General features: G+C 56.7%; 17 protein-coding genes. 12 read left to right on the forward strand and 5 right to left on the reverse strand.

What is annotated here, in order from left to right:
• Window positions 1-41 precede the first annotated feature (41 nt).
• Window positions 42-1,697: a glucan biosynthesis protein D gene (locus LG383_RS07535; RefSeq protein ID WP_225758716.1), complete on the forward strand. Its 1,656-nt coding sequence runs from the start codon at window positions 42-44 to the stop codon at window positions 1,695-1,697.
• A 65-nt stretch (window positions 1,698-1,762) separates the two neighbouring features.
• Window positions 1,763-2,314 (forward strand): 50S ribosomal protein L7/L12-serine acetyltransferase, encoded by a 552-nt coding sequence (rimL, locus tag LG383_RS07540; protein ID WP_225758717.1) that lies wholly within the window; start codon window positions 1,763-1,765, stop codon window positions 2,312-2,314.
• On the opposite strand, the gene ydcK is transcribed toward rimL, so the two are convergent.
• A complete protein-coding gene (ydcK, locus tag LG383_RS07545) occupies window positions 2,309-3,289 on the reverse strand; it encodes a YdcK family protein (protein WP_225758718.1) in 981 nt (326 codons plus the stop codon). The genes rimL and ydcK overlap by 6 nt on opposite strands.
• A 122-nt stretch (window positions 3,290-3,411) precedes the next feature.
• Here ydcK and tehA point away from each other — a divergent pair, with 122 nt between their 5' ends.
• From tehA to LG383_RS07570, 5 genes are all read left to right on the forward strand, one after another.
• On the forward strand, window positions 3,412-4,416 hold the full coding sequence (gene tehA, locus LG383_RS07550) for a dicarboxylate transporter/tellurite-resistance protein TehA (RefSeq protein WP_106992987.1): 1,005 nt from the start codon (window positions 3,412-3,414) through the stop codon (window positions 4,414-4,416).
• The gene (tehB, locus tag LG383_RS07555; RefSeq protein ID WP_106992986.1) at window positions 4,413-5,009 is read left to right on the forward strand and encodes a tellurite resistance methyltransferase TehB; all 597 of its coding nucleotides are present in this window, start codon (window positions 4,413-4,415) and stop codon (window positions 5,007-5,009) included. The genes tehA and tehB overlap by 4 nt, the downstream gene beginning before the upstream one ends.
• Window positions 5,010-5,297: 288 nt before the next feature.
• Window positions 5,298-5,789: an Hcp family type VI secretion system effector gene (locus LG383_RS07560; RefSeq protein ID WP_225758719.1), complete on the forward strand. Its 492-nt coding sequence runs from the start codon at window positions 5,298-5,300 to the stop codon at window positions 5,787-5,789.
• Between the two features lie 10 nt (window positions 5,790-5,799).
• Window positions 5,800-6,156, forward strand: coding sequence for a tlde1 domain-containing protein (locus tag LG383_RS07565; protein WP_225758720.1), 357 nt, complete (start codon window positions 5,800-5,802; stop codon window positions 6,154-6,156).
• On the forward strand, window positions 6,153-6,587 hold the full coding sequence (locus LG383_RS07570; protein ID WP_225758721.1) for a hypothetical protein: 435 nt from the start codon (window positions 6,153-6,155) through the stop codon (window positions 6,585-6,587). Before LG383_RS07565 ends, LG383_RS07570 begins: the two co-directional genes overlap by 4 nt.
• A 40-nt stretch (window positions 6,588-6,627) precedes the next feature.
• Here the strand turns inward: LG383_RS07570 and pepT are convergent, their stop codons facing one another.
• Window positions 6,628-7,857, reverse strand: a complete 1,230-nt coding sequence (gene pepT / locus LG383_RS07575) for a peptidase T (protein ID WP_225758722.1) — start codon at window positions 7,855-7,857, stop codon at window positions 6,628-6,630.
• A gap of 114 nt (window positions 7,858-7,971) precedes the next feature.
• Between pepT and LG383_RS07580 the strand changes: the two genes are divergently transcribed.
• Together LG383_RS07580 and LG383_RS07585 are read left to right on the forward strand one after the other, a co-directional pair.
• Window positions 7,972-9,564 (forward strand): ABC transporter substrate-binding protein, encoded by a 1,593-nt coding sequence (locus LG383_RS07580; RefSeq protein ID WP_106992982.1) that lies wholly within the window; start codon window positions 7,972-7,974, stop codon window positions 9,562-9,564.
• Between the two features lie 140 nt (window positions 9,565-9,704).
• Window positions 9,705-10,382, forward strand: a complete 678-nt coding sequence (locus LG383_RS07585; protein WP_106992981.1) for a DUF3313 domain-containing protein — start codon at window positions 9,705-9,707, stop codon at window positions 10,380-10,382.
• Window positions 10,383-10,421: 39 nt separating this feature from the next.
• Here LG383_RS07585 and LG383_RS07590 read toward each other — a convergent pair whose 3' ends face one another.
• Complete coding sequence (locus LG383_RS07590) at window positions 10,422-11,318, reverse strand: DMT family transporter (RefSeq protein WP_225758723.1); 897 nt, start codon at window positions 11,316-11,318, stop codon at window positions 10,422-10,424.
• 186 nt (window positions 11,319-11,504) lie between these two features.
• Here LG383_RS07590 and LG383_RS07595 point away from each other — a divergent pair, with 186 nt between their 5' ends.
• Window positions 11,505-12,377: a helix-turn-helix domain-containing protein gene (locus LG383_RS07595; RefSeq protein ID WP_225758724.1), complete on the forward strand. Its 873-nt coding sequence runs from the start codon at window positions 11,505-11,507 to the stop codon at window positions 12,375-12,377.
• On the opposite strand, the gene LG383_RS07600 is transcribed toward LG383_RS07595, so the two are convergent.
• Window positions 12,357-13,523: a benzoate/H(+) symporter BenE family transporter gene (locus LG383_RS07600; protein WP_225758725.1), complete on the reverse strand. Its 1,167-nt coding sequence runs from the start codon at window positions 13,521-13,523 to the stop codon at window positions 12,357-12,359. The genes LG383_RS07595 and LG383_RS07600 overlap by 21 nt on opposite strands.
• Window positions 13,524-13,612: 89 nt before the next feature.
• Here LG383_RS07600 and LG383_RS07605 point away from each other — a divergent pair, with 89 nt between their 5' ends.
• Both LG383_RS07605 and LG383_RS07610 read left to right on the forward strand, forming a co-directional pair.
• A complete protein-coding gene (locus tag LG383_RS07605; protein ID WP_225758726.1) occupies window positions 13,613-14,140 on the forward strand; it encodes a helix-turn-helix domain-containing protein in 528 nt (175 codons plus the stop codon).
• An 80-nt stretch (window positions 14,141-14,220) separates the two neighbouring features.
• Window positions 14,221-16,185, forward strand: coding sequence for a U32 family peptidase (locus LG383_RS07610; RefSeq protein ID WP_225758727.1), 1,965 nt, complete (start codon window positions 14,221-14,223; stop codon window positions 16,183-16,185).
• On the opposite strand, the gene LG383_RS07615 is transcribed toward LG383_RS07610, so the two are convergent.
• Window positions 16,186-16,416: a DUF2554 family protein gene (locus tag LG383_RS07615; protein ID WP_225758728.1), complete on the reverse strand. Its 231-nt coding sequence runs from the start codon at window positions 16,414-16,416 to the stop codon at window positions 16,186-16,188.
• Window positions 16,417-16,486 lie beyond the last annotated feature (70 nt).

The raw sequence follows: 16,486 nt of genomic DNA on the forward strand, positions 1-16,486 counted from the left end.
CGAAACCCACTCCCCACGACCATAAGGACGTTTTCCCAGGCATGAATCGCAGACGTTTTTTAAAAGGCTCAATGGCCGTTGCCGCACTGAGCGGGACTTCCGGACTCGCCGCGCTCTTTTCCCGGGCGGCCAGTGCGGCTGAATCGGATATTGCGGACGGTACGAGCCGTCGTTTCGACTTTTCCGTGCTGCAGTCCATGGCGCACGACCTGGCGCAAACACCGTGGGGCGGTGCGCCGCGTCCGCTGCCGGATACCTTAGCGACCCTGACGCCGCAGGCCTATAACAGCATCCAGTACGATGCGAAGCAGTCGCTGTGGAATAACATCGAAAACCGCCAGCTCGACGTGCAGTTCTTTCACGTCGGGATGGGCTTCCGCCGCCGGGTGCGCATGTTCTCGCTGGATAGCCAGACCGCCCAGGCGCGTGAGATTCACTTCCGCCCGGAACTGTTCAATTACCACGACGCGGGCGTCGACACTAAACAGCTGGAAGGCCAGAGCGATTTAGGCTTTGCCGGTTTCCGTGCCTTTAAATCTCCGGAGCTGGCGCGTCGCGACATCGTTTCCTTCCTCGGCGCCAGCTACTTCCGCGCGGTGGATGATACTTACCAGTACGGTCTCTCGGCGCGTGGCCTGGCGCTGAACACCTACGCCGATACGCAAGAAGAGTTCCCGGACTTTACCTCGTTCTGGTTTGAAACCGTCAAACCGGGCGCGACCACCTTTACGGTCTACACCCTGCTCGACAGCCCAAGCATCACCGGGGCCTATAAGTTCGTGATCCACTGCGAGAAGACCCAGGTGATCATGGACGTCGAAAACCATCTGTATGCCCGCAAGGACATTCAGCAGCTGGGCATTTCGCCGATGACCAGCATGTTTGCCTGCGGCAACAACGAGCGCCGCATGTGCGACACCATTCACCCACAGATCCACGACTCCGATCGTCTGGCGATGTGGCGCGGCAACGGGGAGTGGATCTGCCGTCCGCTGAATAACCCGCAGAAGCTGCAGTTCAACGCCTATACCGACAAGAACCCGAAAGGGTTTGGTCTGTTACAGCTTGATCGTGATTTCTCGCACTATCAGGACATTATGGGCTGGTACAACAAACGCCCAAGCCTGTGGGTCGAACCGCGTAACCAGTGGGGCAAAGGCACCGTGTCGCTGATGGAGATCCCGACCACCGGTGAAACCCTGGATAACGTGGTCTGCTTCTGGCAGCCGGAAAAACCGGTGAAAGCGGGGGATAAGCTGGACTTCCAGTACCGTCTCTACTGGAGTGCCAAACCGCCAGTCCGTTCTCCGCTGGCGAACGTGATGGCGACCCGCACCGGTATGGGTGGCTTCCCGGAAGGCTGGGCCCCGGGCGAGCACTTCCCGAAAGTGTGGTCGCGCCGTTTCGCGGTCGATTTTGTTGGCGGCGATCTGAAAGCGGCTGCGCCGAAAGGGATCGAGCCGGTGATTACCCTCTCCAGTGGGGAAGCGAAGCAGATTGAGATCCTCTACGTGGAGCCGTTCGACGGGTATCGCATCCTGTTTGACTGGTACCCGACCAGCGACTCCACCGATACGGTGGACATGCGCATGTTCCTGCGCTGCCAGGGCGAGGCGATCAGCGAAACCTGGCTGTATCACTATTTCCCACCCGCAGCGGATAAACGCCAGTACGTCGATGACCGGGTAATGCGTTAAGGCAACAGGCACAAACCGTAGGCCGGGCAAGCGCATGCGCCGCCCGGCATTGCACAGGAAGCACAATGACCACCACAACCGAAGAAGAAATTATCCCCGTCAACACGCATCTCGAACTGCGCGCCACCGATGAGCGTTACACCACCGAGCTGCACAATCTGGTGGTCAAAAACCGGGCGTATCTGCAGGACTATCTCAACTGGCCGCAGTTTGTAGGCTCAGAAGAGGACACCCGCCAGAACATCCTCAGCAACCAGATGCTGCATCAGCGCGGTTACGCCAAAATGTTCCTTATCTTCAGGGATAACGTCCTGGCAGGCGTGCTGTCGTTCAATTCCATCGAGCCGCTGAACAAAACGGGCTATATCGGCTACTGGCTGGATGAAGCGCATCAGGGGCAGGGGATTTTATCTCAGGCGCTGGAGGCGTTTATCCGCCACTACGCCAGACGCGGCGAGATCCGCCGCTTTGTGATCAAGTGCCGGGTCGACAACCCCGCCAGTAACCAGGTGGCGCTGCGCAACGGCTTCCTGCTGGAAGGGTGCCTGAAAGAGGCCGAGTTCCTCAACGGGCGCTATGACGACCAGAATATCTACGCCCGGATCTGCACCTCATAATGCCCCGAGCAACGGCGTGCGCGTGATGTGCTGCGCGCCGTTAATCATCTTCTCGCCGCGCAGGTGAATCACGTCTCCGTGTGACGCTTCAATCACCGCGTCATCGGTAATTTCAATATGATGCTCGATCAGCACTTCTCCGTGAATGCGCGCCCGACCCTGGATCACCACTTTATCGTCAATCAGGATCGGCCCGCCGCGCAGCCAGGCGTTGCCACCAATCAGGACGTGATGTTTGATCACGCAGTTACCCTCGACCAGCGCGTTTTCCGCCACCTGGGAGCTGTAACGCAGGGTTGGGATGGCATCCTCTTCCAGCCCGGCGAGCAGGCGGGCGTTGCCGTACACTTTGGCGCAGTCGCACACCCAGACGTTATTCACCTCGTTGCCCTCGAGCAGCGCGTTCTCAAACACTTCGGCACGATGCTCGACAAAGGCATAACTGACGATGGCATTGCCGTAGATCTGCGCCTGATGCACCACCCGCGACTGGCTAACGGTGGCCTCGCCGAAAATGCGCAGGATCTGATGCGGGTCCGGGGTCAGGCCTTTGGCGGCAATCACCATGCTGTTATGCAGGATGCGGGCGTTGTCGAACAGATGACACTCCCCGCGCACCACCGAAGACTGAACCGTGACGTTGTCACTTAAGCGAGCGCCATAGCCGATCTCAGCCCCATCCACCCAGACGTTATCCCCAATGGAAACCTGATGGCTGATGACGCACGGCTGGGTGATCCGCGCGTTGCCGCTGATCTGCGCGCCGGCGAAGACCACGCTGTTCTCATCGTAGATCCAGCAGTCGTGCTCGTGAGACAGGGCCGATTCGTCATCGATCCAGCCACCCCGGGTGCCTGATTTCACATCGCTGAAATCACGTTCGGCGATAATCTGGCGCACTTTTACCGCTGTTTTTGTCTCACCGTCCTGCCAGTGGTGCAAACGGCTTTCATCACTAAGTCGATATTTTTTCATCACTGTGCCCGCAGTTGTCGTCTCCACTAAACGTAGCAAACTTTAGCTTGATCGAAACAGTGGCATCCGCAAATGAAACACCTTAAACTAGTATTTCAAATATATTTTATAGATTAAAATTTATGTATAAAACGCAAGCGACTGAACGCGTTCTTAATTTACCCGCGGGTTACTACGGGATGGTGCTGGGAACCATAGGTATGGGCTTTGCCTGGCGTTACGCCAGCACCCTCTGGCCGGTGACGCGTTGGCCGGGGGAGATCCTGGTGACGCTGGCGATGGTGATGTGGCTCCTGCTGACCGCGGCGTTTCTCACCCGCGCGATACGCTTTCCGCGCAGCGTACTGGCGGAGATGCGCCACCCGGTGATGAGCAGCTTTGTCAGCCTGTTTCCGGCCACCACCATGCTGGTGGCGATTGGCTTCGTGCCCTGGTTTCGTCCGCTGGCGTTGGCCCTGTTCACCGTCGGGGTGGTGGTGCAGCTGAGCTATGCGGCGTGGCAGTCTGCCGGACTCTGGCGCGGCAAACACCCGGAGGAGGCGACAACTCCGGGCCTCTATCTGCCGACGGTGGCGAATAATTTTATCAGCGCCATGGCCTGCGGGGCGCTCGGGTTTCACGATGCAGGGCTGGTGTTCCTCGGGGCCGGAGTTTTCTCCTGGCTGAGCCTGGAGCCGGTGATTTTGCAGCGTCTGCGCAGTGCAGGCGAACTGCCTTCTGCGATGCGCACCTCCCTTGGGATCCAGCTGGCACCCGCGCTGGTGGCCTGTAGCGCCTGGTTAAGCGTCAACGGCGGCGAAGCCGATACCTTCGCCAAAATGCTGTTTGGCTACGGCCTGCTGCAGCTGTTATTTACCCTGCGCCTGATGCCCTGGTATCTGTCGCAGCCGTTTAATGCGTCGTTCTGGAGCTTTTCGTTCGGCGTCTCGGCGCTGGCCACCACCGGTCTGCATCTGGGGCAGAGTAGCCCGTCCGGTTTTTTCCACGCCATCGCCATCCCGCTATTTATTTTTACCAACGCCATCATTGCGCTATTACTGGTGCGCACGTTTATCCTGCTGATGCAGGGGAAACTGTTGGTCCGTGCAGACAAAGCAACGCTTATGCAAGTTGAGGAAAGAGAATGACTGTGTTTGATGAGAACTACTTCACCGAAAAATATGGCATGACCCGCACCCACTCTGAAGTGGTGTATAGCGCAGGGATGGTTAAACCGGGCAAAACCCTGGATCTCGGCTGCGGCAACGGGCGCAACAGCCTCTATCTGGCGGCGAACGGCTTTGATGTCACCGCATGGGATAAGAATGCGGCAAGCATCGATAACATCGAGAGCATCAAGGCGAAAGAGGGCATCACTAACCTGCAGACGGCGATTAAGGATCTCAACACCCTGCGTTTTGACGGCGAATACGATTTTATCCTCTCGACCGTGGTGCTGATGTTCCTGCAGGCAGAAACCATTCCTGGCCTGATCGACAATATGCAGCGCTGCACCAGACCGGGTGGCTATAACCTGATTGTCGCGGCGATGGATACCGAAGATTATCCGTGCAACGTCGGCTTCCCGTTTGCGTTTAAAACCGGGGAGCTGAGCGGCTACTATGCGGGCTGGGAACAGCTGAAATACAACGAGGACGTCGGCGAATTACACCGCACCGACGCCCAGGGGAATCGTATTAAACTGCGATTCGCCACGCTGCTGGCGCGCAAACCGGCTTAACGTGCATTGCCCGGCGGCGCTTCGCTTGCACGGGCCTACAGGTCAGGGGTTTTGTAGGCCGGGTAAGCGTTAGCGCCACCCGGCAGAAACAAGGGCACAATGTTAATACAAGTTCGTTATCAGACTCAGGCCGGATATTTCCGGCCTTTTTTATTTACATCAATGAAACCGCAGATCGTTGTTTATCGACGTAGTTAAGACGTTGACGGGTTCTTTTTTGGTCTATAGCTTGAATTTGCACGTAAGTGCATAACATATCAGGATTTTCTTAAATGGAGTTTAACCAAAATGGCAATCCCCGCATATTTATGGCTTAAAGACGATGGTGGTGCGGATATAAAAGGCTCTGTCGACATCCTTGGGCGTGAGGGCAGCATAGAGATCATCGGCCTCAACCATGGCGTAATGCAACCTACCGACATGCACAACGGCAAGGCAACCAGCCTGCGTGTACATTCCCCTTATTCATTCGATAAAGAGGTCGATGCCTCCAGCCCTTATTTTTACAAAGCTGTCAGTACGGGTCAAAAACTCAAATCCGCTGAGGTGAAGTTTTACCGCATCAATGACGCTGGTCAGGAAGTGGAATACTTCTCCACCTTTATGGAGGGTGTAAAAGTTGTCAGCGTCTGTCCGATGATGCTGGATATCAAAGATCCGGGTTATGAGAAACATAATCACATTGAGCTGATCGAGTTGTTGTATGAAAAAATCACCTGGCGCTATGTCGACGGTAACATCATGCATTCAGACAGCTGGAACGACCGTAAAACGGCATAAGGAGAGGGTTATGGGATGGAAGTATGAGCAGTCGACCGGCAAAATGTATAAAGACGGCAAGCTAATCGAGTCGGGCTATTCCGGCGCACTCACTAATAAAAACAACCCGGACCGCCAGCATGTTAAAGGACTGGGGCCTCTACCAAGAGGGACCTATAAAATCGCGGGACATTCGAATTCCAGGGGCCCTGTGACCATCATTCTTGAACAGACCACCGGCGAAACCTTTGGACGCTCAGCGTTTCGTATCCATGGCGAGCGTGTAGAAGGTCCCGCAGGTTTCGCATCGGCAGGCTGTATTATTCTTTCGCTGTCGACGAGTCGGCAGATACTCCGCGATGGCGGCGATCTGGAGGTGGTGCGATGAAGTGCCTGGCCATTTTGTTGCTAGCTGTTGTCTCACTTCCGGTAATGGCTAACGGCACTGATTGGCCTGCGGCTTTGCGTGGGATAGCCGCTGGTGAACCACGATGGATTGAACAAACCCCGTCACTTGCGGCAATTGCCGACGTTAAGCAAGCGCAGCAGCTGGAAGACGCGCTGGCCTTAGCCTTATCAACTAACACCACCACCACGCTTAAGGTGCTGCGCACCATTGATGCTGGGAAATGGCCGCATATTATTGGCAGCGATATCGTCTGTACCCCACCGAGCGAGAAATCACCGACCGAGGTCGAGGCGTTCTACCAGCGTACGCGCAAAGCATTGTTAGCGACCATCGACGGTGCCCAGTGCCTGTGGATACTTGAAGCATCCTGGGAAGAACTGAACGCCGATAAATCGCGTCAGGTTAAGTAAGGTAATTTGCCCGGTCATTTTATGACCGGGTTATTTCCAGTTAACGTGCCGCCAGCAAACAGAGCTGCAGCGCCGTGTTATACGAGGCCTCGAACGATTTCAGCGGTAAAAACTCAAACTTCGAGTGGAAGTTATGCGCGCCGGTGAAGAAGTTCGGGGTCAGCAGCCCCTTCGCTGACAGGGCCGCACCGTCGGTGCCGCCGCGCATCGGGGTCGGTTTCGGCGTGATGCCTAAGCTCTCCATCGCCTCAAACATCAGGTCGATGGCGCGACGGTCTTCACCCACCGCGTTGCTGATGTTGCTGTAGGTATCTTCAATGTGCCAGCTTACCTTTGCGGTAGGGTGCTGCGCGGCAATTTTCTCCGCTACGTCGCCAATCTGCGCCTTGCGGGCGGCGAAGCTGTCGCGATCGAAATCACGGATATTGGCTTTCAGCACCGCCTCGTTTTGCCCGGCCTGGATGCCGTTAAACCAGATGTAGCCTTCCCGGCCTTCGGTGTGCTCCGGGGTTTGCAGGCGATCGAAGTGGTTGATGTAGTCGGTGGCCATCAGCAGCGGGTTCACCAGCACGCCTTTGGCCGACATCGGGTGCGCCGTCACGCCGGTAAAGCGAATTTCTGCCGCCGCGGCGTTGAAGTTCTCATAAACAATCTCTCCCAGCTCGCAGCAGTCGATGGTCCAGGCAAAATCGACGTCAAAACGTGCCAGATCCAGCGCTTTCGCCCCGCACAGACCAATCTCTTCGTCCGGCACAAAAGCGACCACGATATCGCCATGCCGATGTTCTGCAGTGAGGTTTTCCAGCAGCGTCATTACCACGGTGACGGCCGCTTTGTTGTCGGCACCCAGCACGCTGGTGCCGTCGCTGAAGATGATCGCTTCGTTGGGGTAGGCCAGAATTTCCGGGTGCTCGCTGACCCGCAGCCAGATATCTTTTTCGGCATTCAGGCAGAGATCATCGCCTGTAAAGGTGAGGATCTGCGGATAAATATCCGGTGACAATCCCACGTCGACGGTATCGATATGGGTGATAAAACCGACCCGCGGCGCGCCGGGCACGTTGCCCTTTTTGACCGCCGTAACGGTGGCAGATTCGTCGATCACAATGTCGTCCAGACCCAGCGTTTGCAGCTCCATCGCCAGTGCCCGAGCCATCTCGTGCTGGCCGGGTGTGGAGGGCAAGGTTTTCACCTTCGGATCGCTCTGACTGGTGATAGCCAGATAGCGAAAGAAGCGTTGGGTTAATTGACTGGCGAGCGCGTGAGCCATGGTTGATCCTTCTTTATTTGTGTTATCAGGTGTTTGCACAATCACTTTAATGATATTTATGGTTTGGCACGACAAAAATTCATTAGCCGTCAAATTAAAAGACAGGAAAACGCGATGAAAAGCAACCTCACAACGTTGGCACTGACCGTCGCCGCGCTGACGGTCAGTTCCACCGTCGCCGCTAAAACGCTGGTCTATTGTTCGGAAGGATCGCCGGAGAACTTTAACCCGCAACTCTACACCTCGGGCACCAGCGTGGATGCCAGCGCCGTACCGGTGTACAACCGGCTGGTGGATTTTACTCCGGGCACGACCGATCTGGTGCCGAGCCTGGCCGAAAGCTGGGAGGTCAGCGAGGATGGTAAGGTCTATACCTTCCATCTGCGTAAGGGCGTTAAGTTCCAGAGCAGCAAGCTGTTCACGCCGACGCGAGACTTTAACGCGGATGATGTGATCTTCTCGTTTATGCGGCAGAAAGACGCTAATCATCCGTATCACAACGTCTCCAACGGCAACTACTCCAACTTCGAGAGCCTGGAGTTTGGCAAGCTGATCACCGCCATCGACAAAGTCGACGACCATACGGTGCGCTTCACACTGGCCCACCCGGAAGCGCCGTTCGTGGCTGACCTCGGCTGGTATTTCGCCTCGATTCTCTCTGCCGAATATGCTGACGCGATGCTGAAAGCGGGCACCCCGGAGAAGGTGGACATGGAGCCTATCGGCACCGGGCCGTTTAAGCTGGCGAAATACCAGAAGGACTCGCGGATCCTCTACACCGCCTTCCCGGAGTACTGGCAGGGTAAGGCGAAGCTGGATCGGCTGGTGTTTACCATCGTTCCGGATGCCTCCGTGCGTCTCGCCAAGCTGGAGAAAAACGAGTGTCAGGTGATGCCATTCCCGAACCCCGCCGATCTGCCGCGGATGAAGGAAAATAAAGACATCAACCTGATGAGCAAGGCGGGGCTGAATACCGGTTTCCTGGCATTTAACACGCAAAAGCCGCCGCTGGATAACGTCAAGGTGCGCCAGGCGCTGGCGATGGCGATCAACAAACCGGCCATTATCGAGGCTGTCTTCCAGGGCACTGGCACCGCCGCCAAAAACCTGCTGCCGCCGGGTGTCTGGAGCGCAGACAGTTCGCTAAAGGACTACGATTACGATCCGGATAAAGCCAAAGCGTTGTTGAAGGAGGCCGGGTTTGCCAACGGGATGACCATTGACCTGTGGGCCATGCCGGTGCAGCGTCCGTATAACCCCAATGCCAAACGGATGGCCGAGATGATCCAGTCCGACTGGGCAAAAATCGGCGTGCAGACCAAAGTGGTCACCTACGAGTGGGGGGAATATCTCAAGCGGGTGAAGGGCGGGGAACATCAGGCGGCGCTCATGGGCTGGACCACGGCGACCGGCGACCCGGATAATTTCTTCGGCCCGCTGTTTACCTGCACCTCGGCCAACGGCGGTTCCAATTCCGCCAAATGGTGTTATCAACCATTCGACAAAATTATTGCTGAAGCGAAATCTATTACCGATCACGATAAACGCGTAGCGTTATATCAGCAGGCGCAGCAGATGATGCACGATCAAATGCCTGCGGTAATGATTGCGCACTCAACAATATTCGAGCCGGTGCGTAAAGAGGTGACCGGCTACGAAATCGATCCGTTTGGTAAACATTTATTCTGGCAAGTGGATATAAAATAAACCTTTAATTCAGCCCGTCATTATGACGGGCACTTTTTTTTCAATTTGTGCTGTCTTCATCATTTTTTGTCACTTCTTTTTCAGCCAGCTTTTGCTATAACTTCAAGTGCATATTTGCACTTAACAGGGATACACCCACTATGCGTACTAATACTTTATTTAAAGTTGCCGCGCTCTCCGGCCTGTTGCTTCTTGCTGGCTGTGCGTCAAAAGTGGCTGCGCCTGAACAATATTCAGGTTTTTTAAAAGACTACTCCGGGCTCCAGCAAACCACCTCTGCTTCGGGTAAACCGACGCTGCGTTGGGTTGATCCGTCTTATAACGAATCAAACTACGACAGCATTATCTGGAACAATATCACCTATTATCCAACGCCAAAGCCAACCACCCAGATCGGTCAACGCACGCTCGATGAACTGTTAAATTACACCAACACCAAAATGAAGACCGCAATCGGCCAGCGTAAGCCGATTGTGACCACACCAGGTTCACGCAGCCTGATCTTCCGCGGTGCCATCACCGGTGTGAGCTCGCAGAAAGAAGGCCTGCAGTTCTATGAAGTTGTCCCTGTGGCGCTGGTCGTAGCTGGCACGCAAATGGCAACCGGTCACCGTACCATGGATACCCATCTGTTCTTTGAAGGTGAGCTGATTGACTCTAAGACCAACAAGCCGGTCATTAAAGTGGTCCGTAAGGGTGAAGGGAAAGAGCTGAATAACGAAAATACGCCAATGACCTTCGCGACGCTGAAGCAGGTTGTTGATGACATGGCGACTGATGCCACCATGTTTGATGTCAATAAAACCGCAGCAAAATAATCACAATAGACCGGCCTGCATCGCGCAGGCCGGTTTTTTTTACGCCATTCGCAGCCGCTTAAACCAGTTCTCCGGCCGGGCAAACATCACCAGATTCCCGGTTAAGATCAGCAGAAGCCCCGCAATCCCGTTGCTGTGCCAGACGTACCCTTCGTACACCGTCGAGAACGAGAGCGCCACCAGCGGGAACAGCAAGGTGCTGTATGCCGCTTTGCCCGCGCCAATTCGTCCGACCAGCGTGAAGTAAGCGCCAAAGGCAATCACCGAGCCAAACAGCGCCAGATAGAGCAGAGCGCCCATATAGCTCACCGACCAGACCGGCGTAAAGTCATCCCCACGGATCAGCGCAATCGCCCCCATCACCAGGGTGCCGTATAGCATCGCCCAGGCGTTGGTGGTCATGGTCTCCAGCCCGTTGCGCTGGTGGCGCAGGCTGATCATATTCCCGAGTGAGAAGCCGTAGGTGCCCAGCGCCGACAGGGCAACGCCGAACAGCAGACCGGCGCTCCAGCCGCTGGCTAACAGGTCGTTCCAGAACAGGGTAATAATGCCGAGCAGCCCCAGCGCCGCCGCCAGATAAAAACGCGTCGGCGGGCGCTGGCCAAAGAACAGGAAGCTGTTCAGGGCGTTATACAGCACTGCCATCGAAAAAATCACCGATTCGAGGCCGGTGTTGATATACCCCGCGGCGGTATAAAAGCACCAGAAATTAAAGCAGAACACGCAGCAGCCCTGCAGGGCGCAAAACAGGTGGTCGCGCAAGGCCAGCGGGCTCAGACGGCGCAGGATTAACAGCACCGTCATGATGGTGGCGGTGGCGACGGCAAAGCGCCAGAAAATCGAGACCGGGGCGGGCACCGGCCCCTGTTGTAAGAAGATGGCAATCCACGTTGTTCCCCAGATAACAACTACCAGCGCGTACAGTAATGTGTTCATCGTTTTTTCTCTTATCAGCAAAGTCTGGGGTCAGTATGGCGGCAGGGAGAACGGCCTTCTTTCACAGACTTGCGTCGGACTTGCATATTCTTGCGCTTTTTTCCCGCCGGGGAGTCAACAGGGCTGGCACTGAAGGGAAGATCTTTTTAGACTCAATGGTTCTTATTTATCAGGGTGTGAGTCGCTATGGCTGAGATGTACGGTGCCTTTGAAAATCTGCGCAAGCATAAAGCGGTATTGCACAATGCCGTGGCGCTGAATTCGGGTATCCAGCTGGCGGCCTGGTCTAATAAACGCGACACCATCACGCAATATTGCGATCACCATACCCTGAGTCTCTATATCGCCGACGGCTACGAGAGTTATCACAAAACCTCTGCGGGCTGGAAAAACGGCGGCGGCCCGGACCGTTTCTGTCTGATGCCGAAAGAGAGCGAGTCCAGTTGGGATATTCGCGACGATCTGTCGTTTATCCACCTTTACTGTACCGACGATCATCTGCGCAACGTCGGGGAGCAGATCTGGGACAAAAGCCCTTACAGCTTTACCCTCGACGAAAATCTGTTCGGCGATGATGCCAGCATTACCGCCCTGTACCGCCATTTTATCCTCGGCTGCGACTGGCAGCAGCCTGCCAATCAGCTCACGCTGAGCACCGCCTCCACACTGTTGCTGACCCATCTGGTGCAGCGTTACAGCAACGTGCAGTGGACGCTGCCAACGGTCACGGGCGGCCTGTCGCCTTTTGTGCTGCGCAACGTGCTCGGGTTTATCGAAGAGAATCTGGCCCAGCCGCTGACCCTGGCGGATCTGGCGGGTCAGGCGAGCTTAAGCGAGTTCCATTTTGCCCGCATGTTCCGGCAGTCGATGCAGATGGCACCTCACCAGTATGTGATGCAGCGGCGGATGGAGAAGGCCAAAACCCTGGTGCGCTACACCCGCCAGCCGCTGACCGAGATCGCCCTGACGTGCGGATTCAGCTCCGCCAGCCACTTCAGCAACCGCTTTCGCGTCGCCACCGGGCTGACGCCGTCCCAGCTACGCGCGTCGGGTGCGTAACAGCAGGGCGTAGCAGATGCCGCCCGCCACTAATCCCCAGAATGCCGAGCCGATCCCGGCAAGCGTCGCGCCGCTGGCGGTGAGCAGAAACGTCACGATTGCCGCATCGCGTTCGGCCTCATTGTGCAGCGCCTGATGCAGGCTACCGCCGATGGTGCCCAGCAGCGCCAGCCCCGCCAGGGTCTGGATCCAGCTTAACGGCAGGGCCGCCATCAGCCCGCTAATCGAACCGCCGAAAATCCCTGCCAGCAGATAAAAGACGCCTGCCGCTGCCGCGGCCAGCCAGCGCTTGCTGGCATCCGGGTGCGCATCCGGGCTCTGGCAGATGGCGGCGGTGATTGCCGCGATGCAGATCGAGTAGACCCCAAACGGCGACAGCAGCAGCGCCAGCCCACCGGTAAAGACCATCAGCGGCGAGACGGCCACCGGGTAGCCGGAGGCTTTAAGCGTCGCGAACCCTGGCGCATTCTGCGAGGCCATGGTGACCAGGAAGAAGGGCAGACCGATGCTGACCAGCGTGGTCAGGTTAAAGGTTGGGGCGATAAATTCGGGCATCACCACCGCAAAGCTGAGCTGCTCGGTGACAACGTCACCTTTCAACGCCGCCACCGCGCCCCCCACCAGCAGGGTCGCGACGATCGCATAGCGCGGCGCAAAGGCTTTGGTCACCAGCCAGGCCAGCAGCATGCTGCCGCACAGCAGCAGATGCCCCTCGAGGTTGCTGAAGGCCTGCAAACCAAAGCGCAGCAGGACGCCCGCCAGCATCGCCGCCGCCAGCGAATGGGGGATAATCTTCATCAGGCGGGCGAACAGGCCGCTGATGCCGCAAATCAGGATCAGGGCATTGGCAAAGATAAAGATGCCGATGGTCTCTGAGAGTGTTACCCCCTGCAAGCTGGTCGCCAGCAGGGCGGCACCGGGCGTCGACCAGGCGGTGAGCACTGGCGCTTTATACCACCACGACAGCGCCAGGGTGCTGATCCCCATGCCGATCCCCAGCGACGTCATCCAGCCGGCAATCTGCGGTGCCGTTGCGCCTGCCGCCGCCGCGGCCTGCCAGATGATGGCCGCAGAGCTGGCATAGCCCACCAGAACGGCAACAAAACCGGATAACAGGGTGGGAAAGGTGAGCGAGGATGGGCGCATGGGAACTCCGTTGTGCGTTATAACAGCCGCAAATGTATCACTGTGCGTTATAGCATACAAGTGCTACACTCGCGGCAACGGGAGGGACCATGAACATCACACAACATCTTGCCATTACACTGAAAACGCTGCGTCAGGCCCGCGGCTGGAGCCTGTCGAAGCTGGCTGAAGAGACCGGGGTGTCGAAAGCGATGCTCGGCCAGGTGGAACGCAACGAATCCAGCCCGACGGTCTCGACGCTGTGGAAGATCGCTACCGGACTGAACGTGCCGTTCTCCACCTTTATCAGCCCCGAAGCGGAGAACCCGCCGGTGTTTGACCCGCAGCAGCAGGCGATGGTGGTCAAACCGCTGTTCCCCTGGGACGACACCCTGAAGTATGACCACTTCTCGATTACCCTCGCGCCGGGGGCGCTCAGTGAATCCACGCCGCACGAAGCCGGAGTGGTTGAGCACGTGGTGGTGATCAGCGGTGAGCTGGAGATGCAGATCGAGGGTATCTGGCAGACGCTGGTCCCGGATACCGGCCTGCGTTTTGCCGGAGATAAACCGCACGCCTACCGCAACCGCAGCGGCCAGACGGTGCACTTTCACTCGCTGATCCATTATCCCCGCTAAAGGTGCGCAAAACTGTTTCACTGGCCCATACTTCTGACTACAATAGCCGCCATTTTGACCATAACGGATAACGACGAAGTATGCGCCTGCCATCCCATCATCTTGAACTCTTAAGCCCGGCTCGTGACGCCGCCATTGCCCGTGAAGCGATCCTTCACGGTGCCGATGCGGTCTATATCGGCGGCCCTGGATTTGGCGCCCGCCATAATGCCAGCAACAGCCTGCGCGATATCGCCGACCTGGTGCCGTTCGCCCACCGTTTCGGGGCGAAGGTGTTCGTAACCCTGAACACCATTCTTCATGATGATGAACTGGAGCCAGCGCAGCGTCTGATTACCGACCTGTACCAGACCGGCGTTGATGCGCTGATCGTCCAGGATATGGGTGTCCTTGAGATGGATATCCCGCCGATTGAGCTGCACGCCAGTACCCAGTGCGATATCCGCAGCGTGGAGAAAGCGAAGTTCCTCTCGGATGCCGGATTTACCCAAATCGTGCTGGCCCGCGAACTGAACCTCAATCAGATCCGCGATATTCGCCAGGCGACCGACGCGACCATTGAGTTCTTTATTCACGGCGCCCTGTGCGTGGCCTACTCCGGACAGTGCAACATCTCCCATGCCCAGACCGGGCGCAGCGCCAACCGTGGCGACTGTTCTCAGGCCTGCCGCCTGCCATACACCCTGAAAGACGATCAGGGCCGCGTGGTGGCCTTCGATAAACACCTTCTGTCGATGAAAGACAACGACCAGACCGCCAACCTTGGCGCGCTGATCGATGCCGGCGTGCAATCCTTCAAGATTGAAGGGCGCTACAAAGACATGAGTTACGTGAAGAACATTACCGCCCACTATCGTCAGATGCTGGATGCCATTATCGAGGATCGCGGCGGTCTGGCGCGCAGCTCAGCCGGGCGCACCGAGCACTTCTTTATTCCGTCCACCGACAAGACCTTCCACCGCGGCAGCACCGACTACTTTGTGAATGCGCGTAAAGACGACATCGGCGCCTTCGACTCCCCGAAATTTATCGGCCTGCCGGTAGGGGAAGTACTCAAGGTGACGAAAGAGTATCTCGACGTGGAAGTGACCGAACCGCTGGCGAACGGCGATGGCCTGAACGTGATGATCAAACGTGAGGTGGTGGGCTTCCGCGCCAATACGGTAGAGAAAACCGGCGAAAACCGCTATCGCGTCTGGCCGAACGAAATGCCCGCCGACATGTATAAAGCACGCCCAAATGCGGCGCTGAACCGCAACCTCGACCATAACTGGCAGCAGGCGCTGATGAAAACCTCCAGCGAGCGTCGTATCGCGGTGGACATTGAACTGGGTGGCTGGGAAGAGCAGCTGATCCTCACCATGACCTGCGAAGATGGCATCAGCGTGACTCATACCCTGGACGGGATGTTTGAGATAGCTAACAACGCCGAAAAAGCGCTGAACAGTTTGAAAGACGGGGTGGCAAAACTGGGTCAGACGATCTATTACGCCCGGGACATTCAGGTCAATCTGGCGGATGCGCTGTTTATTCCGAACAGCCTGCTGAACCAGTTCCGCCGTGAAACCGCCGGGATGCTCGACGAAGCCCGTCTGGCGAATTACCCACGCGGCAGCCGCAAAGCGGTCTCTGTACCGCCGCCGGTCTACCCGGAAACGCACCTCTCATTTCTGGCGAACGTCTACAACCATAAAGCGCGGGCCTTCTATCAGCGCTATGGCGTTGAGCTGATCGATGCCGCCTATGAAGCGCACGAAGAGAAGGGCGACGTGCCGGTGATGATCACCAAGCACTGTCTGCGCTTCGCCTTTAACCTCTGTCCGAAGCAGGCGAAGGGCAGCATCAAGAGCTGGAAGGCCACCCCGATGCAGCTGGTGAATGGCGATGAAGTGTTAACCCTGAAGTTCGACTGCCGTCCGTGCGAAATGCACGTTATTGGCAAGATGAAAAACCACATCTTCAAAATGCCGCAGCCGGGCAGCATTGTGGCATCGGTCAGCCCTGACGATCTGCTGAAAACGCTGCCGAAGCGTAAAAGCAGTTAATTAACGAAAGTGAGTATCCGGTTTGCGCGACTTCTGCCAGTGGTGGTGTTCGCGCAAACCTTCTGCTGAATCCTCTGCCACCGCACGCAGCTCATCGCTATCTGCTTCATGACGTAACTGCTGATCCACGTTCTTCACCCAAAAAAACTCATGTCCCTTGTGTCCTGCCATCAGTTGACCGGAAAATAACGCACAGGTCAGTAACACTATTGATAACGCTCTTGTAAACATTCTGCCACCACCCGGTTACGTTGAGCGGCCATCATGCCGATAGTTACCTTGAGTTATTATTCGCTTTTTC

Source organism: Leclercia sp. Marseille-Q4284, assembly GCF_916618945.1.
In the GTDB taxonomy this organism is placed as follows: domain Bacteria; phylum Pseudomonadota; class Gammaproteobacteria; order Enterobacterales; family Enterobacteriaceae; genus Enterobacter; species Enterobacter tamurae.